The organism is Mesorhizobium sp. WSM4807 (assembly GCF_055811615.1).
Window position 1 is genome coordinate 76,454 of record NZ_JBVVQY010000024.1, and the last position, 22,115, is coordinate 98,568.

General features: G+C 61.3%; 22 protein-coding genes. 13 read left to right on the top strand and 9 right to left on the bottom strand.

Annotated elements, in window-relative coordinates; translation table 11 throughout:
* Positions 1-33: 33 nt before the first annotated feature.
* From AC0L3N_RS25620 to AC0L3N_RS25645, 6 genes are all read left to right on the top strand, one after another.
* Entirely contained in the window at positions 34-267 is a 234-nt protein-coding gene (locus AC0L3N_RS25620; protein WP_473550210.1) for a hypothetical protein, read from the top strand.
* Positions 264-1,721 (top strand): TolC family protein, encoded by a 1,458-nt coding sequence (locus AC0L3N_RS25625; RefSeq protein ID WP_473550212.1) that lies wholly within the window; start codon positions 264-266, stop codon positions 1,719-1,721. Before AC0L3N_RS25620 ends, AC0L3N_RS25625 begins: the two co-directional genes overlap by 4 nt.
* Before the next feature lie 16 nt (positions 1,722-1,737).
* A complete protein-coding gene (locus AC0L3N_RS25630; protein WP_473550213.1) occupies positions 1,738-3,096 on the top strand; it encodes a multicopper oxidase family protein in 1,359 nt (452 codons plus the stop codon).
* A gap of 43 nt (positions 3,097-3,139) precedes the next feature.
* Positions 3,140-3,628: a cupredoxin domain-containing protein gene (locus tag AC0L3N_RS25635; protein ID WP_473550215.1), complete on the top strand. Its 489-nt coding sequence runs from the start codon at positions 3,140-3,142 to the stop codon at positions 3,626-3,628.
* 26 nt (positions 3,629-3,654) lie between these two features.
* Positions 3,655-3,939 (top strand): copper-binding protein, encoded by a 285-nt coding sequence (locus tag AC0L3N_RS25640; RefSeq protein ID WP_473550216.1) that lies wholly within the window; start codon positions 3,655-3,657, stop codon positions 3,937-3,939.
* Between the two features lie 201 nt (positions 3,940-4,140).
* A complete protein-coding gene (locus AC0L3N_RS25645; protein WP_473550217.1) occupies positions 4,141-5,577 on the top strand; it encodes an adenylate/guanylate cyclase domain-containing protein in 1,437 nt (478 codons plus the stop codon).
* 17 nt (positions 5,578-5,594) lie between these two features.
* On the opposite strand, the gene AC0L3N_RS25650 is transcribed toward AC0L3N_RS25645, so the two are convergent.
* Complete coding sequence (locus AC0L3N_RS25650; RefSeq protein ID WP_473550219.1) at positions 5,595-5,999, bottom strand: hypothetical protein; 405 nt, start codon at positions 5,997-5,999, stop codon at positions 5,595-5,597.
* Between the two features lie 56 nt (positions 6,000-6,055).
* On the bottom strand, positions 6,056-6,586 hold the full coding sequence (locus tag AC0L3N_RS25655; RefSeq protein WP_473550220.1) for a hypothetical protein: 531 nt from the start codon (positions 6,584-6,586) through the stop codon (positions 6,056-6,058).
* A 300-nt stretch (positions 6,587-6,886) separates the two neighbouring features.
* Between AC0L3N_RS25655 and AC0L3N_RS25660 the strand changes: the two genes are divergently transcribed.
* A complete protein-coding gene (locus AC0L3N_RS25660) occupies positions 6,887-7,468 on the top strand; it encodes a TetR/AcrR family transcriptional regulator (RefSeq protein ID WP_473550222.1) in 582 nt (193 codons plus the stop codon).
* Between the two features lie 71 nt (positions 7,469-7,539).
* Here the strand turns inward: AC0L3N_RS25660 and AC0L3N_RS25665 are convergent, their stop codons facing one another.
* The 5 genes from AC0L3N_RS25665 to AC0L3N_RS25685 form a co-directional block, all read right to left on the bottom strand.
* Positions 7,540-8,283: an amino acid ABC transporter ATP-binding protein gene (locus AC0L3N_RS25665; RefSeq protein WP_473550223.1), complete on the bottom strand. Its 744-nt coding sequence runs from the start codon at positions 8,281-8,283 to the stop codon at positions 7,540-7,542.
* Between the two features lie 55 nt (positions 8,284-8,338).
* A complete protein-coding gene (locus AC0L3N_RS25670) occupies positions 8,339-9,427 on the bottom strand; it encodes an amino acid ABC transporter permease (RefSeq protein WP_473550225.1) in 1,089 nt (362 codons plus the stop codon).
* Positions 9,428-9,429: 2 nt separating this feature from the next.
* The gene (locus AC0L3N_RS25675; protein ID WP_473550227.1) at positions 9,430-10,545 is read right to left on the bottom strand and encodes an amino acid ABC transporter permease; all 1,116 of its coding nucleotides are present in this window, start codon (positions 10,543-10,545) and stop codon (positions 9,430-9,432) included.
* A gap of 61 nt (positions 10,546-10,606) precedes the next feature.
* Positions 10,607-11,641, bottom strand: a complete 1,035-nt coding sequence (locus tag AC0L3N_RS25680) for a transporter substrate-binding domain-containing protein (RefSeq protein ID WP_473550228.1) — start codon at positions 11,639-11,641, stop codon at positions 10,607-10,609.
* Between the two features lie 31 nt (positions 11,642-11,672).
* Entirely contained in the window at positions 11,673-12,887 is a 1,215-nt protein-coding gene (locus AC0L3N_RS25685) for a trans-sulfuration enzyme family protein (RefSeq protein ID WP_473550229.1), read from the bottom strand.
* 78 nt (positions 12,888-12,965) lie between these two features.
* Between AC0L3N_RS25685 and AC0L3N_RS25690 the strand changes: the two genes are divergently transcribed.
* The 5 genes from AC0L3N_RS25690 to AC0L3N_RS25710 all read left to right on the top strand — a co-directional run bounded on the left by AC0L3N_RS25690 (position 12,966) and on the right by AC0L3N_RS25710 (position 20,367).
* Positions 12,966-13,862: a LysR family transcriptional regulator gene (locus AC0L3N_RS25690; protein WP_287064522.1), complete on the top strand. Its 897-nt coding sequence runs from the start codon at positions 12,966-12,968 to the stop codon at positions 13,860-13,862.
* Between the two features lie 1,054 nt (positions 13,863-14,916).
* Positions 14,917-15,231, top strand: a complete 315-nt coding sequence (locus tag AC0L3N_RS25695; protein ID WP_473550231.1) for a hypothetical protein — start codon at positions 14,917-14,919, stop codon at positions 15,229-15,231.
* Positions 15,232-15,353: 122 nt separating this feature from the next.
* Positions 15,354-15,755 (top strand): FixH family protein, encoded by a 402-nt coding sequence (locus AC0L3N_RS25700; RefSeq protein ID WP_473550232.1) that lies wholly within the window; start codon positions 15,354-15,356, stop codon positions 15,753-15,755.
* On the top strand, positions 15,752-17,203 hold the full coding sequence (locus AC0L3N_RS25705) for an efflux RND transporter periplasmic adaptor subunit (protein WP_473550234.1): 1,452 nt from the start codon (positions 15,752-15,754) through the stop codon (positions 17,201-17,203). The genes AC0L3N_RS25700 and AC0L3N_RS25705 overlap by 4 nt, the downstream gene beginning before the upstream one ends.
* Positions 17,200-20,367, top strand: coding sequence for an efflux RND transporter permease subunit (locus AC0L3N_RS25710; protein ID WP_473550235.1), 3,168 nt, complete (start codon positions 17,200-17,202; stop codon positions 20,365-20,367). Before AC0L3N_RS25705 ends, AC0L3N_RS25710 begins: the two co-directional genes overlap by 4 nt.
* A gap of 178 nt (positions 20,368-20,545) precedes the next feature.
* Here AC0L3N_RS25710 and AC0L3N_RS25715 read toward each other — a convergent pair whose 3' ends face one another.
* A complete protein-coding gene (locus tag AC0L3N_RS25715) occupies positions 20,546-20,878 on the bottom strand; it encodes a four-helix bundle copper-binding protein (RefSeq protein ID WP_473550237.1) in 333 nt (110 codons plus the stop codon).
* 51 nt (positions 20,879-20,929) lie between these two features.
* Complete coding sequence (gene copM, locus AC0L3N_RS25720; protein WP_473550239.1) at positions 20,930-21,205, bottom strand: CopM family metallochaperone; 276 nt, start codon at positions 21,203-21,205, stop codon at positions 20,930-20,932.
* A 187-nt stretch (positions 21,206-21,392) separates the two neighbouring features.
* On the opposite strand from copM, the gene AC0L3N_RS25725 reads away from it, so the two are divergent.
* Positions 21,393-21,824, top strand: coding sequence for a hypothetical protein (locus AC0L3N_RS25725; protein WP_473550240.1), 432 nt, complete (start codon positions 21,393-21,395; stop codon positions 21,822-21,824).
* Positions 21,825-22,115 lie beyond the last annotated feature (291 nt).

Below are 22,115 nucleotides of genomic sequence, written 5' to 3' on the forward strand. Positions count from 1 at the left end.
GGCCAAACGCATACGTCAAGCTTCAGGTCTACCATGAAAATCGCAAGCTTCGCGATGCTCGCATCGCTGTTAATTGCAGGATGTGCGGCAACCACGCCGCCGGACATCCTTCCCGCCTTCAATCCGGCCGATCCAGCAATGGGCGTCCGTGATACGCACTACCACCCGGCCGTCGTCGATTATCGCCACCGGGAGCCAGTCGACCCGCAGAATTGGCGGCGTCTCAATGAAGAACGCTCCTCTGCGAACCCGGGAGCCGGATCATGAAGCGCCGGCCCTTGACCATGGCTGCGGTGGTAACCATCCCGCTGATCGCTGCCGGATGCACGACCAGCGCCGCCCTCGATGGCATCTCAGCCCCCATGGCCGGCTTCACGACAGTCGCGGCACGTGCCGAATCCGTGACCGGCAAGCAAACCGTATGGGTGCAGTCCAGAGTGGATGCGCGGACGGTCTCGGAGCGCGTGAAGCGCCTCGTCCAGAAGAAGACGATCGGTCCGGACACCGCGGTGCAGGTCGCCTTGCTCAACAACAAGGGCCTGCAGGCCGCCTACGCCGAGATCGGCCTGTCGGCGGCCGATGTCTGGCAAGAAGGGATGCTCGTCAATCCTACGATCTCGGTCGGCATGATCGGTGTCGATCCAGTGAAAACGATCGAAGGGGCGGTGGTCAGCAATATCCTTGCGCTGGCGACCCGCGAACGGCGTGTCGCGGTCGCGGATGCGCGATTCCGTCAGGCGCGGCTCCGGGCCGCCGAAGAAACGCTACGGCTCGCCGCAGACACGCGGCGAGCCTGGATCAACGCCGTATCGGCCTGGGAAAGCGTTTCCTATTTGAATCAGGCGCAGGCCGCCGCGGACGCTGCTTCGGAACTCGCTCGGAAACTTGGCGAGACAGGGGCTTTCACAAAGACCGGCCAGGCCCGCGAACACGTCTTCTATGCGGAGATCGTCGGCCAGGCGGCGGAGTCGCGTCTCGCCGCCCGAACCGCCAAGGAGGAACTCACCCGGCTCATGGGCCTTTGGGGACCGGACGTTGATTATTCCGTCCCGAACGCGCTTCCAGGGTTGCCGAAAGGCGCCAAGGCCAAGCGCGCGATCGAGGCCGAGGCGCTAAGAAATCGCGTCGACCTTGAGATTGCAAAGCTTGAGCTGGAGGCGCTGGCGAAGTCCTACGGTCTGACCGAGGCGACACGCTACGTCACCGACCTTGAACTTCTTACCGGCGTAGAAGTGGAACGCGAGGAGTCGGAAGAAGGCAGAACCGAGACGAGCACTGCGCCCATCCTGGAAGTCGAATTCGTCATCCCGATTTTCGATACCGGGAAAGCGCGCATGCGCAAGGCCGAGCTTGCCTACACGCAAGCGGCAAACCGGATGGCGGAAAAGGCGGTCAACATCCGATCCGAGGCGAGATCCGCCTATGACGCTTACCGATCGAGCTACGACATTGCGCGGCACTATCGGAACAGTGTCGTGCCGCTCCGCACAAAAATCGAGGCCGAAGCGCTCCTGACCTACAACGGCATGATCACCAATACGTTCGAGCTTCTGGCGGACACACGCGCGAAAATCAGCGCGATCATGCTTTCCCTCAACGCCAAGCGCAATTTCTGGCTGGCCGACGTCAACCTTGGAACCGCCATCCACGGTGGCGGCGCAAGCTCGTCCGGGGGCGGCGACGCACCGGCCGCCGCCGAAGCAGGCGCCGAAGGCCACTGAATTCAAGGAGAAGAAAATGCTTTCAAGACGTCAGTTGCTAGGCGCGGGAGCCCTGCTCGCCGGCGCCACTGCATGGACCAAAACGTCGGCGATGGGGCTGCCCGACGCCCCAATCATGGAGTCCCCAGACATGCAGCCTCCGATCTTCCCGACGAGCGGACCCGACTACCAGCCGGTCGTGACGCTCAACGGCTGGACCCTTCCGCATCGCATGAATAACGGCGTGAAGGAGTTCCATCTGATCGCCGAGCCGGTCGAGCGCGAGATGTCGCCCGGCATGACTGCCTATCTCTGGGGCTACAACGGTCAATCTCCCGGCCCGACCATAGAGGCGGTCGAGGGCGATCGAGTCCGCATCTTCGTAACAAACAAGCTGCCGGAGCACACGACGATCCACTGGCACGGCATGATCCTGCCCAACGGCATGGACGGCGTGACCGGTCTTACTCAGCCCGGAATCCCGCCCGGCAAGACCTTCGTCTACGAGTTCGACCTCGTGAAGAGCGGCACATTCATGTATCACCCGCACGCCGACGAAATGGTCCAGATGGCCATGGGCATGATGGGCTTCTTCGTCATTCATCCCAAAGACCCGAAATTCATGCGCGTGGACCGCGATTTCGTGTTCCTGCTGAACGCCTTCGACATCGAACCAGGGTCGTATGTCCCGCGCATCATGGAGATGACGGATTTCAACCTCTGGGCATGGAATAGCCGCGTCTTTCCGGGGATCAGCCATCTTCCAGTGGCGAAAAACGACAGGGTCAGGGTCCGTGTGGGAAACCTGACCATGACCAATCATCCGATCCACATGCATGGCTACGATTTCGAGGTGACCTGTACCGATGGTGGCTGGGTCCGGCCGGAGGCGCGGTGGCCGGAGGTGTCGATCGACATCCCCGTCGGCGCCATGCGGGCATATGAGTTCGAAGCCAAATATGAGGGCGACTGGGCAATCCATTGCCATAAGTCACACCACACAATGAACGCGATGGGCCACGACGTGCCCACGTTCATCGGTGTCGACAACTCGAAAGTCACCGACAAGATCCGCCGGGTCCAGCCCGAATACATGGCCATGGGTGACCGTGGCATGGCCGACATGGGCGAGATGGAGATGCCGCTTCCCGACAACACGATCCCGATGATGACCGGCTGGGGCCAATTCGGCGCCATCGAGATGGGCGGCATGTTCTCGGTCGTGAAGGTTCGCGAGGGTCTCGCCTCGAACGATTACGCCGATCCGGGCTGGTACCAGCACCCGGAGGGAACCGTGGCTTACGAGTGGAAGGGGGATGTCCCCGCTCCGACGAAATCAGGCGACGCAAAAACGATGGCCCCGGCAGCGCACGGCGGTCACGGCAAACAGGGATGAGAAACCGAAACCCCGCAACCTCAACAATGAGAGAAAGTGCAGCATGAAACATATAATCGCAGCGGCCGTTTTGATGGCGGTCAGTTCGGGAGCAGCTCTTGCCGGTGGAACCCATGCCGGAGGGCATGGCGACAAAGCCGCCAAAATGCCGATCGGCAGCCCTGGTGAGGCTGGCAAGGCAAAGCGGACTGTCAACATCTCGATGTCGGAGAATGACGACGGGAAGATGATGTTCCAACCGGCCGTGCTCAAGGTGAAGAAGGGCGAGACCGTTCGCCTGAAGTTCGTCAACAAGGGCCAGGTCGACCACGAATTCGTGATGGACGTCCATGACGGGATCATGGAGCACAAGGCGCTCATGGAGAAGTTCCCCGAGATGGAGCACGCCGATCCCAACTCGATCCGGCTGGCGCCCGGCGCCAGGGGCGAGATCGTCTGGACGTTCGCCAACGCCGGCGAGTTCGGGTTCGCTTGCCTGATCCCAGGTCACTACGATTCCGGCATGAAGGGCGATATCACCGTCGCCCACTAACCCCCAAAATCGCAAAGGAAGTAGTCATGAAACTATTGGCAAAGACAATCTCGACGCTCGCGCTCATGCTCGCCATCGGCGGGAGCGCGCTTGCGCAGGAATACGTGAAGGGCGAAGTCATCAAGGTTGACGCCAAACAGAAGAAGGTGACGATCAAGCATGAGCCGCTGACCAATCTCGACATGCCCGCGATGACGATGGTGTTCGTCGTCGCGGAGGACAGCATGATCGAGAAGGTCAAAGCGGGTCAAGCGATAGAGTTCACAGCCGATCGCGTGAACGGGCGCATCATGGTCACGGAAATCAAGTAGGCGAGGTGCGTGGATGGCAGGCCGTCTGAAAACGTCGGCCCGCCATCGCGAGTGGCTGCCAAGATCCTTTTGGGAATGCCGCACTGTCGACCGCGGTACGATCGTTCTATCGGGACGATCGATGACCCCTGTGGCCCTCGAAACCAAGGATGCGGTCCACGTCGATAGGTTCACCTAATTTCGAAATCGAGCTGAGTACCTATGACATCCAGCAATCGCGCTCGAACGGAGATCAATGTTCTCATTTCGGAGGTCGAGCAGCGCAACGAACTGCGCACCGCGCTTTGGCGGTTCGTGGCCTTGTTCGTGTTCGCGCTCTCCGTCGCGCTTGAACCGGATATCGTCAATCACGAGATCCACCTCACGCTGCTGAGCGCCTATGCCGCGATCACCTTTGTAGCTGTAGGCCTGGTGATTACGAGGTTATTCCGCCCATGGCTAAACTGGATTTATGTTGCAGTAGACGCGTCGCTCGTCATCTATCTGACCGCCGAGCACCTCCTTGACTCCGCCTCTTCCTTGGTCGATGCGCTGGCAACGCCAAGCCTCGCGATCGCGTTTGTGCTTCTTTCACACGCGAGCATGCGCATGCGCGCGGGGCCGGTTGCCGCCTTCGCACTCATCGTTATTCTTGGCTCCTCGGCGGTTGTCTTGATGCCGATTTGGGAGGACGGTTTTGGAGCCGTCTTCCGCCTCTCTTCGGAAGAAACTCAGGCAGCGGGCGTTCGGCTTGTGGCTTTCACCGTCGTCGCGGCGATCCAGATCGTTCTGGTACTGGACATCCGGCGGCTGGTGCAAGAAGCGGTCGCAAGTTCCAGCGAGCGGGCGAACTTGACCCGCTTCTTTGCTCCCGAGACGGCTGAGCGCTTGGCAACGGAGGGTGCGAATCTTGGTCTTCGCCGCCAGGAAGCGGCGATACTGTTCGTCGATATCCGAGGCTTCACGAGGCTCTCGGAGACGATGCCGCTGGAGGAGATAGCATCCCTCCTCACCGAATACAGGCGGCGGGTGACGCAGGCGGTATCGGGATGTGATGGGGTCGTGGACAAATTCATCGGCGATGGCGTCATGGCTGTATTCGGCTTTCCTTTGCCGCTCGCGACCGCCGCGCTACGCGCGTTCGAATGCGCGGTCGAGTTGTCCAACTTTCTCGATGTGTGGAGCGAGATCAGGGTGCGCGACGGCGAGGAACCCCTTAGTTTCGCGATCGGCGTTCACTACGGCCACGTGATCGGGGGCGTCATATCTGGAGAACATCATAGCGAATACACCGTGATCGGCGATTCGGTGAATCTGGCCGCCAGGCTTCAGGCGATGTGCAAGCTGACGGAGGCCCGCATCGTCATCTCGGACGAACTCGCCTGCAAACTGCCGCGGCATTGGAGGACGCCGGAGTGGCAAACGCTGCGGGCTGCCACCGTCCCGGGCCGATCTGAAGCCGTCGACGTCCATCTGCTGTCGATACACGCGTCAAGGATACAAAGTTGCCAACCACAGGATCCGGATCGAAACGCTTTACGGCCGGCCGATGCGCCGCGAGCCGTGCGGCCCCTCACGGCGACGGTCAGGCCAGAACCCGGTCGGCCTCATCAAGGGCATAAGCCGCTATTATTAGTTGAAGATCGGACGATCCGGTGACTTCACATTCACGGGTATCAAGACGACGGGACCGCACAAAATGTCATCCAGAGATTCTCTTTCCAATCGTCATGTGGGGCCTGGCTCAGAGACATCACCACTGGATATTTTCGCGTGCCCACACTTACATGCGCCGGATAACTACAGCGAACGCGTGCACGGTGCCTGCCGGTATCTTCATACCTGATGGCGCCGCTCGCGTCCGTCTCGACCAAGCCAATAGCGACGTCAAAGTCATAGTTCCCGTCTTGCGAGACGCTATTGCTCTGCACGCTGAGCTGGACCGACGTCGCATCAGGAAAATTGGCAGTGTAAAATACCAGTTGCTCCGCCATTGAGGGCGTAGCCACCATCACGCCGGCAAAAAATGCAATTTTGTTCCGGTAGCGGACTGACGCAGTGAGGATGTTCCTCTTGAGCATCCGACGACCTTTTCGGTCGAACGCGGCGCCGGCCCTGATTGGCGGAGCGGCTGCGTCTATGGCTGCGGAGCCGCCGTGGACCTTTCGTGCTGCTTGCGCCATCCGTACCGGGTCATGCCGCGCGGCTTGTAAAGCGACAGCACCACAGGCACGAGCAGCACCAGCAGGCCGCCAGTTGCGTGGGTCCGGATTGAGCGCCTCAGCCCGAGGAGATCGGTGCTGGACAATGTGGTCTCTGCCGCAACGCCCGCCACGTAGCTAATGCCGTCCATCTGAAGCAGCAGGACGATGGTGACAAGGACGTTCAGCAACAGTTTCGTCAAGACCCAATAGTGCCGGAACAGGCCCCATGGAGTGCCGAGCGACTGGACAATCCCGGTTAGCAAAGACGCAAGGACCAGCGGAAGGACGACGTACCGGGCGGTCAACTCCATCGCGGGATAGGCGGCGCGCACCATCTGCGAATCGTCACTGGCCAGGCCGGCGACGGCGAGTGCCAGGAAGCCGGCGACCGCACCGAGCGTGCCGACCGAGGAGGTGACATGCACGGTGAGGGTGAACTTGCGAAGGCCGGGTGTCATGATCATGGCTGTTGCACGCCAGGCTCCGTAACGCTGGGGGACGGCATGTGCCGGCCGGGACCGTGGGGCCCGCCGACGCCGGTGAAGATCGCGGTCATAACTAGCAGGACCAGGATGATCGCGATAATTCCCGACACTTTCACCCAGCGTGGTGCGCCGGGGTAGGGGGGCGGATCGGCCATGTACGTTCCTCCGGCCTCTATGTCGACATCCAATGACGGCCCGATTTTATCGAGACGAATTGTCTATATCAAGTCATGATGTCTCTTATCTCGACAATGTCGCCACGTCAGGTATCTTGGGGTGATGCCGAAGCTGTGGAACGAAACCATCGATGCGCACCGCCGTGCGGTGCGTGACGCGACCTTGGACACCACTGCGGCGCTGGTGGCCGAGCACGGGCTTCTGTCGGTGACGATGTCGAAAATCGCCGAGGAGACCGGAATAGGCCGTGCGACGCTGTACAAGTACTTCCCGGACGTTGAAGCGATCCTCGTCGCCTGGCATGAACGTCAGGTCGCCGGGCATCTCGAACATCTAATCACAATCCGGGACCAGGCTGGCGACGCTGGCGAGAAGCTCAAAGCGGTGCTCGAGGCCTACGCGTTCATTTCCCACGAGCACCACGGCACCGAACTCGCGGCGCGCCTGCATCGAGGCGAGCACGTCGCCCGGGCGCAGCAGCGGCTCAGCCATCTCATCCGCGACCTGTTAACCGAAGGCGCAAGGATTGGTGACATCCGGGATGATATCGCGCCCGGCGAGCTTGCAATCTTTTGCCTCCACGCCCTCGCAGCGGCCAGCTGCCTGCCATCCAAAGCAGCGGTCCGCCGGCTCGTTGCGGTCACTCTGGCCGGGTTGCGGCCTCTACGCGCCAGCCGCAGGTGAGCGTGGGGGTCGTCATCACATTGCCTCACGCCACGCGCTCCATGCTGACCATACGCACGAGGAATTGCGTGCTAATGCAGGATCTGGGCCAGAAACAGCTTGCTGCGCTCGTGGTGCGGGCTCGAGAAGAACTCGGCCGGTGTGTTGATCTCGACGATTTCACCCTGGTCCATGAAGACGACACGGTCGGCCACCTGTCGGGCGAAGCCCATCTCGTGGCTAACACACAGCATGGTCATGCCCTCTTCGGCCAGCGAAATCATGGTGTCGAGCACTTCCTTGACCATTTCAGGGTCGAGCGCCGAGGTGGGCTCGTCGAACAGCATGATCTTCGGGCTCATGCAAAGCGAGCGCGCGATGGCCACCCGCTGCTGCTGGCCGCCGGAAAGCTGCCCGGGATATTTGTGCGCCTGATCCGGGATCTTCACGCGATCGAGATAGTGCATGGCGACCTGCTCGGCATCCTTGCGCCGCAACTTGCGCACCCAGATCGGCGCCAGCGTCAGGTTTTCCAAAATGGTCAGGTGCGGGAACAGATTGAAGTGCTGGAACACCGTGCCGACGTCGCGGCGGATCTCATCGATCTTCTTCAGGTCGCCGGTCAGTTCAATACCATCCACAACGATGCGGCCCTGCTGGTGCTCTTCCAGTCTGTTGATGCAGCGGATCATGGTCGATTTGCCTGAACCAGACGGTCCGCAGATCACCAGTTTTTCACCGCGTTGGATGGTGAGATCGATATTTTTCAATACGTGGAAGGCCCCGTACCACTTGTTCACGCCGACCATCTCGACGGCGGTGGGATCGTTTGTCATGGGCAGGGATGGAACGTGCCGGATGGCAGATACGGACGTCGACATTGCAGCATTCCTAGTGAGCGGCCGGGCCCCGCCGCTCCAGGAAATCGGCGAAGCGGGCGAAGGAGAAGGACAGCGCAAAGAAGATCGCGCCAATGAAGAGAAAGGTCTCGGCGGCTGGCGACGGCCATTCGGGGTCGGCCAGTGCAGCCTTGCCTGAACTGATCAGGTCGAACAGCCCAATGACCAGGACAAGGCTCGTATTCTTGATCATGACGATGATGGTGTTGGCGAGCGCAGGGATCACCACCCGGATGGCTTGCGGCAGGATGACGAGACGTTGTGTGCGCCAAAAGGGCAGGCCGAGCGACGCTGCTGCCTCATACTGCCCGTTCGGCATGGCCTGCAGGCCGCCGCGGATCACTTCGGCGAGATAGGCAGCCGCGAAGATGGTGAGCGCGACAAGCGCGCGCACGAACTTGTCGGGCAGCAGCGCCTCGGGCAAGAACAGCGGCATCATGATCGACGCCACGAACAGGATGGACAGCAATGGCAGTCCACGCACGGATTCGATCAGCAACACCGCGCCGACCCGGACGGCCGGCAGGGTCGAGCGCCTTGCCAGCGCGAGCAGGATGCCGACCGGAAAGGCGATCCCGATGGCGACGACGGTCAAGATCAGTGTCACCGGCAGGCCGCCCCAGGATGAAGTCGGCACTTCGGCCAGTCCGAAGCCTCCCCCCATCAGCCAGAAGATCAAAGCGAACGCCGCCACCCAGAGCGCCAGCAGTCGTGACGTCCAGCTCGCCGGACGCACCGACCAGCCGAGCAGCGCCAGAATGAGCAGGCAAACAATGGCTGGGCGCCAGCGTTCGTCGAACGGATAGATGCCGAACAGAAGTTGGCCGGATTTGGCATAAATGAAGCTCCAGCAGGCGCCAGTGGCTGCTCGGCAGGCATTCGGATCGGGGTCGAAGAGCACCGCATCGATCACCAGCCAGCGCAGCATGGGCGGCACGGTGACGAACAGCAGCGCGCCGAACAGCAGCGTGAGCGCGGCGTTGAGCGGTGTGCCGAACAACAGCTTGGCGGGGCGCCGCAGGCCGGCGAACCGGAAATGGTCCGGCGTTGCCTCGGAGGACATGGGAAGAGACATGGCCATGGTCACCGCTCCACGATGGCGATGCGGCGGTTGTACCAGTTGGCCGCGCTCGACAGGGTAAGATTAAGGGCGAGATAGGCGCCGAGGATGATGAAGACGCCTTCGATCGAGTGGCTGGACTTGCTGATGATGGTATTCATCACCGCGAGGAAGTCCGGGTAGCCGACGGCGATCGCCAGCGTCGAATTCTTGACGACATTGATGTACTGGCTATTGAGCGGCGGGACGATCACCCGCAGCATCTGCGGAATGACGACCAGCCGCAGGATCTTGCCACGTGGCAGGCCGAGCGAATGGCCGGCGTCCCACTGGCCGCGGCCGACCGACAGAACACCCCCGCGTACGATCTCGGCCACGAAACCGGTGGTGTAGATCGTGAGGCCGACGAGGATGGTGCTGAGCTCGGGCGTCAGTTCACTGCCGCCCCGGAAGTTCGAACCCGTGAGGACCGGGAAATCGACAGCGAAGCGAATATCGGCGAGCCAGAGTCCCACGACGCCGGCAGCCAGAATCGCCGGCACAACCAAACGCGGTAGGCGACCACTCCGGGCGAGACCGTAGCTGAGCGCGGCGAGTGTCAGGGCGAACAGGATGATCAGTGCGCCTGTCATGCCGATGTCGATGCTGAAGGCCGGCACGACGACGCCGCGCATGGATGCGTAAACACCGGGCAGCGGATTCAGCGCTTCGCCGACCGGTGGCAGCACCTTCCACCACAACGAATAGAGAAAAATCAAAAGGACGATCGGCGGTGAGTTGCGAGCTATTTCAACCCAGACCCGGCAGGTACCCGCGGCTAGGGGATTGCTGCTCAGCCGGGTGATGCCGACGACGAGGCCAAGGAGAGAGGAGAAGAAGATGACAAGAGCGGAAATGAAGACCGTGTTGGCCAGCCCGACAACGATCGCCCAATAGTAGGGATCGCGCGATTTATAGGTGAGGATGGCCTCGGAAATGATGATCCTGGACGGCATCGTCAGGAAATCGAAGCCAATCGGGATACCGCGCGCCCTTAGATTGGCGAAGGTGGTGGAGACCAACAGCGCAGCGAAAGCGACGACAGCCGTCACCAACGCGCCTTGAATGATGATCGATCTGGTCTTGGCGTCGCTTAACATGCCGGCCTCGGTTCATCGATTGAAGGAATGGGCGCGCGCTCGGCGCGCCCCCGACCAAGGCTCAATCCCATGGGAAGGGATAGTTGAGACCGCCGTCTTTCCACAGCGCGTTCATGCCGCGTTCGACCTTGAGCGGGCTGTCCTTGCCCAGGTTCCGGTCCCAGATTTCGGCATAGTTGCCCATTTGCTTGATGACGTTGTAAGCCCATTTGTCGTCCAGCCCGAGCGGCGCGCCAAAGCCGGGCTCTTCGCCAAGCACCCGTTTGATCTCCGAATTGCCCGCAGCGAGCCTTTCATCGATGTTCTGCCCGGTGACGCCGTTGGCTTCGGCCCAGAACAGGGCGTTCATCGTCCAGCGCACCACGTCGAAGAGCTGGTCGTCGCCGCGCGCGACAGCTACGCCATTGGGCTCAGCGGCGTGGCCGACCTTGAGGATGTCGTAGTCCTCCGGATTCTTGGCCACCGAGGCACGCTGGCCTGCCGCGGCGGTGCCGTCGGTTACGTAGGAGTCGCAACGACCACCGAAGAAAGCGTCACGCGCCTGAATGGTCGAGTCGTAGTAGACCTTCTTCATGGAAATCCCGAATTCCTCCTCGGTTTCCTCAATGGCCTTTTCGGTCAGCGAGCCGCCGCCCTGCAGGCAGACAGTCTTGCCGTCGAGCAGTTTCGGCTCAGTGATGTTGTCGGCCTTGCGCACCAGCACACCGTCCGTGTCGTAGAGGTTGATCCAAACGAAACGGACAACCGTGTCCCGTGTAAACGTGATGGTGGATGTGCGCGATAGAATGTCGATCTCGCCCGTCTGCAGTGCCGGGAAACGTTGCCCGGCATTGAGGGGCACATAGCGGATCTTATCCTTGTCGCCGAGGATAGCGACCGCGAACGCGCGGCAGATGTCGGAATCGAAGCCGCGATAATAGCCTTTCTCGTCCGGGCGCGAGAGACCTGGCACGCCTTGGCTGGCGCCGCAGCTGACATAACCGCGCTCCTTGATCTTGTTGACCACGGCCTGCGCCGATACTTCGCCGACACCGGTGGCCAGACCCACTAGCCCGATCGACATACCGGTGATCCATTTCAAACTTCTGGTTTTCATCGTTATTCCCCTTGTTTTGTTGAGTTTGGCGTCACTCGGCAGCTTTGGCATCAGCCGAGGCAGCTCCGTTCCGCCGGGCTACGGCAAAAAGGTCGAAGGCTTGGGAAAGATCGGCCAGCAGGTCGTCGGGTGCCTCGAGGCCGATCGATAGGCGCCAGACCGGACCACGCTTCAGCCAATCGGGGGCGGGCCGGTCTCTTCGCGGATCGCTGACCGCGATCAACGAATGCACACCGCCCCAGCTCGCACCCAGCCTGAACAGACGCATGCGACCGAGGACTTTGGATTGGAGCGAGGCCAGTTCCGGCCGTAGCACGAAGGAGAACACACCCGCCGAACCGGCGAAGTCGCGTTTCCAGACAGCGTGGCCGGGATGGTCCGGCAGGCTCGGGTGAAGGAGCTGGGCGATTTCGGTCCGTCCCGACAGCCACTCCATGATGCTGCGGGCCGTGGCGTCGGCGTGTCGCATGCGCACCGGCATGGTCATCAAGCCGCGCTCGCATAGCGCGCAGTCCTCTGGCGAAACGCCGTAGCCGAGAAATCGCGCCGTATCCTTGAGGCGCCGGAACAGCGCCTCATCACGCACGGCGAGCGAACCCATTAGCAGATCGCCATGGCCGCCGGCATGTTTGGAAAGCGCCTGCATAGAGATGTTGACGTTGTGGTCGAGCGGCTTGAACAGCAGGTGCGAAGCCCAGGTATTGTCCGCCGCCACCAATGCGCCTGCCCTGTGAGCTACCGCCACGATGGCCGGCACGTTCTGCACCTCCAAGGTGGTCGAGCCCGGCGATTCCACCCACACCAGCCGTGTCGTGTCGTCAAGAAGCGCAGCTATTCCAGCGTCGAGCCGGGGATCATAGGGAACGGCGTGGATGCCGAGCGGCCCCAGAAAACGGGCCATCATGTCGCGCGCCGGACTGTAAAGTGTTTCAGGCATCAGCACCCGGTCGCCGCCGCGGCAAGTGGCCATGGTCGCCAACACGATGGCGGCCATGCCGGACGGGACGACAAGCGCGCGCGTCGCGTGCTCCAGCATGGCGATATGATCCTCCAACTGACGGCTGGTCGGCGTGCCGTAGAGCCCGTAGCTGAAGCCGTCATACAGACGCTCGACGCGACGTTCGAAGGATTCCAGATCGTCGAAGACGACGGTCGACGCACGCTCGACAGGCATCGCCAGCGACCGGAACGGCTCTTGCGTACGCTTGGGAGGATGGACATGGCAGGTGTCGTCGCGCTGGGTCATAGGCAACCATAGCCATCTCGCCCATTGCTATCTATGACCGCAACGATAAAGTTAATCCGTTTTTGATATGGCTTATCCATGAACCTGCACGACGTCGATGTCTTCAACGCAATCATGATCACGCGCGGCGCTGGCGCTGCCGCAGCGCTGCTCGACACCTCGCAGCCAGCGATCAGCCGCTCGCTCGCGAAGTTGGAGGCCGAACTCGGCTTCAAGTTGTTCGACCGCATCCGCGGCAGGCTGGTAGCCACGCGCGAGGGCGAACTTTTCCATGCAGAAGTGAAGGCTAATCTGGTCGGTCTCGACCGGCTGAAGCTGCGCGCGGCCCAGATCAAGGAAGTGGGCACGGGGACGATCCGTGTTGCCAGCCTGTCGGCACTGGGGCACGGGCTGGTGCCGCGCGCCATCGTGGCCTTTTCGCGCAAGCATCCGCAGGTGCGCATCAGTTATCAGGTGCGCACCTCCAATGTGGTGCGCGATCTGGTGGCGTCAGGCAGTTTCGACATCGGGCTCGCCGCTGACGAGGTGGACACGAGCGGTGTGCTCCACAGCGTCTTCAACACGCCGCGCGCGGTTTGCGTGATGCCGAAGAACCATCGGCTGGCGGAGAAAGCGGTGATCACGCCAACCGATCTCGCCGACGAGGCGTTCCTGGCATTGTCACCGGAGGACACGGTGCGGGTTGCGATGGACAAGGTCTTCGCCGCGCATGGCGTGCGCCCGCGCATCCTGATCGAGACCCCCTACGGCCTAACGATCGCCATTCTTGCTGCAAAAGGCATGGGAATCGGCCTGGTTAATCCGTCCGTTATCGCCGACCGCATGATCGCTGGCATTATCGCGACGCCCTTCGAGCCGGCAGTCCATTTCCGAGCGCTGATCCTGCGACCGCCAGACGGCATCAACTCGGCTCTGATTACCGATTTCACGGCGGAACTCTATGCCGCGCGCAATATGCTGTCGCCCGAAGAGTAGGCAAGGAAGCACGGTCCAGAGGCGAGGCGGGCGCCAATACCTGTCCCGCGTAAAGTAGTGCCCTTCTATCCACGGCCCTTTGCAGCATTCCAGACAGGATCGACATCACCGCTCAGGGAACGGGACCGAGAGGAGACTTTGTCATCCGCCTCCTGACCTGTGAGAGGCTGTTTCGATCAATTCTTCCGGTTCTCGAACTGGAGGGTTGCGGGGACTCGGTCGTTGGCCAAATCTCTGAACGGCTCGTTTCGGCGCAATGGCGCCGGGTGCATGTCTTTTCACGATGTTGCCGCCGACTCTACGATGAGAGCTTTGCAGGCCCAGGCGAGGGGAGGGTGCTACGCTAGCTTACCACTGACTTCGATCGGAATCTCTGCTGTTTGTACCATTCCAGCAGAACGAATCGGATCGATGCGTGGCGAAAAATCGCACGTCGGCGCGCAATATCGCGCCCTGGCGTAAAAAAGGCGGTGGCTCCCCGGGCCGAACGAAACTGCGAACTATGTGCTGCCGATTCCCCTCGAAACTACGCCACAGCCCACGATCAGGATTCGGAAGCGTGGTCGCGATCGCGCCGTGCGGATCCGGCTTGCCGGTGGTCCGAAGCATCTGGAAAATTGGCAGTCTAAAAGATCAGTTGCTCCGCCGCCATCGAGGGCGTAGCCACCAACACGCCGGCAAAAAATGCAATGGCGCTCATCTCCTCCTCCCGAGGATCCAAAACCAGACTATCATCTCTCGCGTCGATATTCGAATCGAACCTCCGTTTCGGAGTGGGCGGAGGCATCCAGAAAGGCCGGATATTCCTCGACGTGCGCAGCGCTTGAGGCGGTCGTATGAAGTCTTTGCCGCGGCGATTAGGCATCGTGAAGAACGAAATCGCTTCTTCTTTGCATCGGCTCGAAGTGATCAAAGCATGAGTAGAAGCGTTGGCGGCGATGGCTTGTGCGCGATTTCACAAGAAGGTCATAAACACCCGAGACACTATCGCGCGATGGCTGCCTATGCCAAAGTGTAAACGATGACGAATTCGTTCGGTTTCGGAAGGGTGCTCTTGTTGCTGGCCGTGTTTGGGCTGGCCTTTGCACCTTTGGGAGCTTCGTCTTCGAGCGCTGCTGTTGCCGGGTCGACTTTATCCATCATGCAGGGCGACATGCCCTGCTGCCCGGACGGCAAGCCAATGGTGCCGGACTGCGGCAAGGATTGCCCGCTCGCGGTCCTGTGCGTGTCGGGCCTCGTCAGCGTTCCGGTTCCCGAAACGCCGACGTTCCTCGTCCAAGCCCCGAGCGGAGAGGAGTTCCTCGACGGCAGGGAAGCGGTCCTTTCGTCGCTTATCGGGAAACCGCCGCCCAGACCACCCAAAGCCTGACTGTCACAGGCGCTTCCAGCGCCGGAATCCGTGCGGCCGAATGCTGCGCGGGCGGAGTCGCATGGTGTCTGCCATGCCAATGCCGTGCGCAACGGCTCAATGACATTCGGAATCTTGAAAACATGAAATCGAATTTTTCCCCACGCGCTGCGACGCTTGCGTTCGCATCCGTCATCGCGGCTTCCCAAGCGGCCAAGGCCGCGCCCGAGGACTACGAATTCCAACTCATCGAGAACGAGATCAAGGAAGGGAACGGTGCAGTCGTCGCCGTCAGGCTCCTCGACAAGAGGACAGGTGCTCCGGTGAACAACGCTGTCGTATTCGCCACCAGAATGGACATGGCTCCGGATGGAATGGAGGCGATGGCGGCGCCCGTCGAGGTGCTGCCATCCGAGGAGCCCGGCATCTATCGCTTCAAGACCGACCTCATCATGGCGGGAGGCTGGCGCTTCTCGATCGCGGCGAAGGTCCAGGGCGAGGCCGACACGGTTGAGCGCCGCCTGGTATTCAAGGCCGCCCAATGAAAAGGCTCGGCTCATTCCTGACCCTCGCCGTATTGGCGGCCGGGGCGGGCGCCGGCGGATACTCGGCCGGACAACAAGATCTGTCCGTCTCGGACGTCGTGCAAATGATTGAGACGACCATCGGGCGCCCGCTCGACGCGGGACCGAAGCCGGCGACTGCCGATCCGACTCCCTCTGGTCCCATCATTTACTACCGCCATCCCGACGGAGATCCCGCCTATTCGTCGACCCCTAAGCGCACCGAGGACGGCCGGGATTTCGTCGCGGTCCTGGCGAGCGAAGACGTTAGCTTCGAGGTTCGTCCCGAGATGAAAGCAGGCGGCGGCGCGGCGGCGGCACCGAGTGGCCGGAAGATCCTCTACTACCGCAATCCTATGGGCCTGCCGGACACGTCGCCGACCCCCAAGAAAGATTCCATGGGGATGGACTACATTCCTGTCTTCGAGGGCGAAGCGGATGACGGCTCGACGGTCAAGGTATCGGCAGGAAGGCTGCAACGGACAGGCGTGAAGACAGTACTCGCCACCAAGAGCGCCGTCGTGCGTCCGGTCCGGGTTCCCGGAACGGTCACGCTGGACGAGCGACGCGTCACCCTGGTCTCAACCCGTACCGAGGCCTTCATCGAGGAAGTGGCTGACATCACGACCGGGGAGGCTATCGAGAAAGGTAGCCCGCTTGTGCGCCTTTACGCTAGGGAAATTGCCCAGGCAGGTGCTCTCTATGCCGCCGATCTGATGGGCGGGTCAGACCGCAACGCCGCCGCGGGCAGCTTGCAGCGTCTGGAAAATCTCGGCGTTCCTGCGGAAGCGATTGCTGAGATCGAGAAGACGAGGAAGGTGCCGATCTCGGTTACGCTGATGGCACCACGCAACGGCGTTGTCCTGGAGCGCATGGCGGTCGACGGCATGATGGCGGAGGCGGGCCAGACCCTGTTCCGGATCGCCGATGTCTCGACCCTCTGGGTGATGGCCGACGTGGCGGAATACGAGTTGAGTTCGGTTCGTATCGGGGACAAGGCGACCGTCCGCATCCGCAGCCTTCCGGGCAACGTGTTCGAAGGTAAGGTCGGTCTGATCTACCCTGAAATCCAGGGGCAGACCCGCACAGCGCGGATTCGCATCGAACTGCCCAATCCCGAAGGGCTGCTGCTTGCCAATATGTATGCCGAGGTCGAGATCGCGACGGGCGGCACTGATCCTGTCGTGACCGTGCCTGACAACGCCGTCATCGACACGGGGGACCGCCAGGTCGTGATCGTCGACAAGGGCGAAGGCCGCTTTGAACCGCGCGACGTGACGATTGGCATGCGCGGTGACGGTATGGCCGAGATCATGGAGGGCCTCGCCGAAGGCGAAAAGGTCGTCGTCTCGGCTAACTTCCTGATCGATGCCGAAAGCAACCTGAAGGCCGCGCTCGGCGCGCTGACGCCCGCGGAGGCAAAACCGTGATCGCCAACCTCATTGCCTGGTCGGCACGCAACCTCGTCCTCGTCTTTTTTGCGACCGCTCTGGCCGCAGCTGCGGGGGTCTACTCGGTCAGGACCTTGCCGCTCGACGCCATACCGGACCTCTCCGACGTCCAGGTCATCGTGTTCACCGATTATCCAGGCCAGGCCCCGCAGGTCGTCGAGGACCAGGTCACCTATCCGCTGACGACCTCAATGCTCACCGTTCCAAGATCCAAGGTGGTCAGGGGCTTCTCCTTCTTCGGTGTGTCCTTCGTCTACGTGATCTTCGAAGACGGCACCGATCCCTATTGGGCGCGGAGCCGAGTGCTCGAATATCTGAACGCGGCCGCCAGCCGTCTGCCCGATGGCGTCTCCCCGGCGCTCGGACCGGACGCGACGGGCGTCGGCTGGGTTTACCAATACGCCGTCGTTGCCAAGGAATTGTCGCTCGCGGAACTCCGCTCCCTGCAGGACTGGGTGGTGCGTTTCGCCGCCTCGAAGGCCGAGGGTGTATCCGAGGTCGCGAGCGTCGGCGGCTTCGTCAAGCAATACTCGATCGTGGTCGATCCGGCGCGGATGCGCGCTCAGGGCGTGACGCTTTCGGAAATCGGCGAGGCGGTTCGCACCAGCAACATGGATACGGGCGGCCGCACGGTCGAAATCTCCGAGTTCGAATTCATGGTGCGCGGACGCGGGTACCTGAAGAGTGTGTCCGACATCGAAAGCATCGCGTTGAAGTCGGTCAGCGGCGTGCCGCTCAGGCTCGGTGACGTCGCCAAGGTCGAGATCGTACCGGACGAACGCCGCGGCATAGCTGAACTGAACGGCGAGGGCGAGGTCGCAAGCGGCATCGTGCTGCAGCGGGTCGGCGCGAATGCGCTGACCGTCATCGAGAACGCCAAGGAAAGCCTGGCCGAGGTCGAAAAGAGCCTTCCAGGCGGTGCTGAGGTAGTGCCCGTCTACGATCGTTCAAAGCTCATCGAGGCTGCGATCGAGACCCTGAAGTCGACGCTGGTGGAGGAGAGCATTGTGGTCGCCCTCGTCACCATCGTCTTTCTGCTTCATGTGAGAAGCGCATTAGTCGCCATCATCATGTTGCCCGTCGGCATCCTGATGGCCTTTGCCGCTATGAAGCTGCTTGGTCTCGGCTCCAACATCATGAGTCTGGGCGGCATCGCGATCGCCATCGGCGCGATGATCGACGCGGCGATCGTCATGATCGAGAACGCCCACAAGCACCTGGAGCGGGCGCCTCCGGGCAAGCCCCGCATCGAGGTGTTGATCAAGGCTGCAGCCGAGGTCGGGCCAGCGCTGTTCTTCAGCCTGCTCATCATCACCGTCTCGTTTCTGCCGATCTTCACGCTGGAAAGCCAGGAAGGCCGCCTGTTCGGTCCGCTCGCCTTCACCAAGACCTTCGCCATGGCGGCGGCAGCGCTGCTCTCGGTGACGCTGGTGCCGGCCCTGATGGTGATGCTCGTGCGCGGCCGCATCGTGCCGGAGCACAGAAATCCGCTCAACAGGCTGCTCATCGGGCTCTACCGACCGATCATTGCCGGCGTGCTGAGGGCAAAGACGTTCACGATCCTGCTCGCGGTTGCCGCCCTTGCGGTGACGGTCTGGCCGGCGCGCCAGCTCGGCAGCGAGTTCATGCCGAACCTTGACGAGGGAACGCTGATGTACATGCCGACGACGCTGCCGGGCCTGTCCGTCACGAAGGCCGCGGAACTGATGCAGATGCAGGATCGGATCATCAAGTCATTCCCTGAGGTAGAGTCTGTCTTCGGCAAGGCGGGCCGGGCACAGACCGCGACCGACCCCGCGCCGACCGAGATGTTCGAAACGATAATCAACCTGATACCGAAATCGGAATGGCGGCCCGGAGTCACATCGGAAGGTCTGAAAACCGAGATGGACGCGGCGCTGCAGTTTCCAGGTGTTTCAAACGCCTGGACCATGCCGATCCGCGCCCGCATCGACATGCTGTCGACGGGCATACGCACGCCCGTTGGGGTCAAGGTCTACGGCACCGATCTCGCTCAAATGGAAAATGTCGCGCGCCAGATCGAGGCGGTACTGAGGGCCGTGCCCGGTACGTCCAGCGCCTATGCCGAGCGGGTGATCGGAGGTTACTATCTCGATATCGTTCCCGATCGGACCGCCCTCGGCCGCTATGGGCTGTCGGTCGGCGACGTGCAGGATGTGATCTCCATGGCGCTCGGCGCAAAGATCATCACGTCCACAGTCGAGGGCCGCGAACGCTATGGTGTCGCCATCCGCTATCCGCGCGCGCTGAGAAGCGATCCCGGCGCAATCGCCCGCGACGTGCAGATCGCGCTGCCTGGCGGCGGCTTCGTGCCCCTCGGGGAAGTCGCCAAGGTCGAACTCACGCGCGGCGCGACCTCGATCCGCACCGAGAACGGACAACTTGCAGTCTACATCTTCGTCGACATCGCCGGCCGTGATCTCGGCGGCTATGTCGGCGAGGCGCAACAGGCGGTCGCCGCAGAAGTAAAACTGCCGCCAGGTTATTCGGTCGCCTGGAGCGGGCAGTTCGAATATCTCGAACGTGCCCATGCACGGCTGAAGATCGTCGTGCCACTAACGCTCGCGCTGATCTTCCTGCTGCTCTACCTCAACTTCCGGGCGCTGACCGAGACGCTGATCGTCATGCTGTCGCTGCCATTCGCAATCGTCGGCGGCATTTGGATGATGTGGTGGCTGGGCTTCAACATGTCGGTCGCGGTCGCGGTGGGCTTCATTGCGCTCGCCGGCGTGGCCGCCGAAACCGGGGTCATCATGCTGATCTATCTGGACAACGCGTGGAGCGAGGCGAAGGCCAGATGTGTGGCCGCGAAGCGGAGTTTGGCCAAGACGGACCTTAACGAGGCGATCATGCTCGGCGCCGTCGAGCGCGTGCGCCCGAAGATGATGACCGTCGTCGCCATCATGGCGGGCCTACTGCCGATCCTGTGGAGCACGGGAACCGGATCGGAGGTCATGCAGCGGATCGCCGTACCCATGATTGGCGGCATGATTTCTTCGACGATCCTGACGCTCGTCGTGATTCCCGCCGTCTACGGCATCGTCAAGGGCTGGCGGTTGCCGATCCGGAGTGCGGTCGAGGAGCCAAGAGCAGACTTTCGGGTGAAATTGGCCGCGGAATAAGGGCGAAAAATGATGGATCAGATGATGTCGGGCGGAATGTGGGGAATGGGCCTGGCAGGCTTCATCCTCCTCGTCCTTGTCGCGCTGGCAATCGCCGCCTTGGTCAAGTTCGTGTTCTTCAGATGACATTCGCAGTAGCGAGGGCGCGCGGTCTGAACCGGGCGCCCTCTGATGAGATCTACGCCGCCATTTTCCGGCAGCTCTCTGCACAGCGACGGCAGGCCTCTACGCATTCCTGCATGTCACCGAGACGCTCGCAGTCATCCGCGCATTCGTTGCAGATCTCCGCGCATTCGCCGCAGGTATGCTTGTGGTGCTCGGAACCGATGAGCATGAAATGCGCCGACGTCCGGCAGATCTCGGCGCACGCCATCATCAACGTGAAGTGTTGTTTTTCGGTGTGTCGGCCGCCCAGTTCCAGGCAGTGGCCCATCGCGGTCGAAAGGCACACGGAATAGCAGCGCAGGCATTCGTCGGTGCAGCTTTTCATTTCGGAGCTAAGGTGATGCATGGCGGTGTCCTTTCTTCGATTCTAGGAGCGCGCTACGGCGCCTCCTAACGATCACTTTGCGTTCGTCTCAAGCCACTGCTTGAACTCGCCGATTTCCTTGGTCTGGGCGTCGATGATCGTCTGAGCCATCTTCTTGGCTTCGTCGTTGTCGCCGTATTTCAGCTCGACTTCGGCCATGTCGATCGCGCCCTGGAGATGCGCGATCATCCCGCAAGCGAAGGCGACATCAGGGTCTTTGGCCATCATGCCTTGCATCATGGCAGGATGCATCTTCATCATTGCCGCCATGTTGGCCTTGTGCGCTTCATCCATGCCCGACATGTCCATGTTGGCCATTCCCGGCATGGTGTGCCCGGCTGATGCGCCTTGATCTCTACACGCGATCGTTCGAGGTAACCCTTCTCCACTTATCAATCGAGCCAAGCTTTACAGGTGGCAGCTCCGTTTCGACAAGGCGATCGACGACCTTGAGCAAGCCTCTTATCTGGACAAGAGCCAAGGCGACGAGTTCTCCGTGACCATCGCAAATGAACTCAAGCTCTGCAGAAACATCGCCCGGCGCAGGTTCGACGGAACCAGAGAGAAGATGATTGCCGATCTGCGACGTCGCGGAGAAGACGCCTACGACGAGGTGGCGGAACGCTTGATCGACGTTATCTTCAAAGGGAACAAGCCCTTCGAGATGTTCCATGTCATGAACGAACTCGACTCGATCAAGAAGTTCGAGAGGATTGAAGACTTTCCGGAAGCCGAGCTTTTCGCCTCCATGATACCTCAGTCGAACATCGACCAAGCAATGCAGCACGAAGAGGCGATGCACGGATTCAGGGAAACCGACCTGTTTTTCAAGTCGATGATCTGTGTCTATGACTATCCGGACATGACGAAGCTGCGTTGCCGAATCCTCTACAACATCTGCTATGATGAGCCGCCTCAAACCAAGTGAGGTGATCTTTCACCCGTATCGACCTCTTTCAAGAGTCCGTCCCGTTACTCGCGACTGGCGGGCGATGCGGCGGATGAGGAAGGAGCATCATCAGGTAATATGCCGATATGGAATGTCCGCTTCGAGGCACGCACTACTGACTGCTGCCGTCTTGTATGGGTCGTCTCCGGCCAGTGGCTGAAGGTCAGCTAATAGGCGCGCTGCGAATGACCGGTAATGGCGTGCGCCGTGACAAGGCGGCGCTTTCCAGTGGGTGCAAGTCCCACCCGGCAAGATGCTCCAGCCGGAAGC

Bases quoted from the DNA above. Each gene is read 5' to 3' on its own strand.
- AC0L3N_RS25620 (WP_473550210.1), top strand. From the start codon at position 34: ATGAAAATCGCAAGCTTCGCGATGCTCGCATCGCTGTTAATTGCAGGA.
- AC0L3N_RS25625 (WP_473550212.1), top strand. From the start codon at position 264: ATGAAGCGCCGGCCCTTGACCATGGCTGCGGTGGTAACCATCCCGCTG.
- AC0L3N_RS25630 (WP_473550213.1), top strand. From the start codon at position 1,738: ATGCTTTCAAGACGTCAGTTGCTAGGCGCGGGAGCCCTGCTCGCCGGC.
- AC0L3N_RS25635 (WP_473550215.1), top strand. From the start codon at position 3,140: ATGAAACATATAATCGCAGCGGCCGTTTTGATGGCGGTCAGTTCGGGA.
- AC0L3N_RS25640 (WP_473550216.1), top strand. From the start codon at position 3,655: ATGAAACTATTGGCAAAGACAATCTCGACGCTCGCGCTCATGCTCGCC.
- AC0L3N_RS25645 (WP_473550217.1), top strand. From the start codon at position 4,141: ATGACATCCAGCAATCGCGCTCGAACGGAGATCAATGTTCTCATTTCG.
- AC0L3N_RS25650 (WP_473550219.1), bottom strand. From the start codon at position 5,999: ATGCTCAAGAGGAACATCCTCACTGCGTCAGTCCGCTACCGGAACAAA.
- AC0L3N_RS25655 (WP_473550220.1), bottom strand. From the start codon at position 6,586: ATGATCATGACACCCGGCCTTCGCAAGTTCACCCTCACCGTGCATGTC.
- AC0L3N_RS25660 (WP_473550222.1), top strand. From the start codon at position 6,887: ATGCCGAAGCTGTGGAACGAAACCATCGATGCGCACCGCCGTGCGGTG.
- AC0L3N_RS25665 (WP_473550223.1), bottom strand. From the start codon at position 8,283: ATGACAAACGATCCCACCGCCGTCGAGATGGTCGGCGTGAACAAGTGG.
- AC0L3N_RS25670 (WP_473550225.1), bottom strand. From the start codon at position 9,427: ATGGCCATGTCTCTTCCCATGTCCTCCGAGGCAACGCCGGACCATTTC.
- AC0L3N_RS25675 (WP_473550227.1), bottom strand. From the start codon at position 10,545: ATGTTAAGCGACGCCAAGACCAGATCGATCATCATTCAAGGCGCGTTG.
- AC0L3N_RS25680 (WP_473550228.1), bottom strand. From the start codon at position 11,641: ATGAAAACCAGAAGTTTGAAATGGATCACCGGTATGTCGATCGGGCTA.
- AC0L3N_RS25685 (WP_473550229.1), bottom strand. From the start codon at position 12,887: ATGACCCAGCGCGACGACACCTGCCATGTCCATCCTCCCAAGCGTACG.
- AC0L3N_RS25690 (WP_287064522.1), top strand. From the start codon at position 12,966: ATGAACCTGCACGACGTCGATGTCTTCAACGCAATCATGATCACGCGC.
- AC0L3N_RS25700 (WP_473550232.1), top strand. From the start codon at position 15,354: ATGAAATCGAATTTTTCCCCACGCGCTGCGACGCTTGCGTTCGCATCC.
- AC0L3N_RS25705 (WP_473550234.1), top strand. From the start codon at position 15,752: ATGAAAAGGCTCGGCTCATTCCTGACCCTCGCCGTATTGGCGGCCGGG.
- AC0L3N_RS25715 (WP_473550237.1), bottom strand. From the start codon at position 20,878: ATGCATCACCTTAGCTCCGAAATGAAAAGCTGCACCGACGAATGCCTG.
- copM (WP_473550239.1), bottom strand. From the start codon at position 21,205: ATGGACATGTCGGGCATGGATGAAGCGCACAAGGCCAACATGGCGGCA.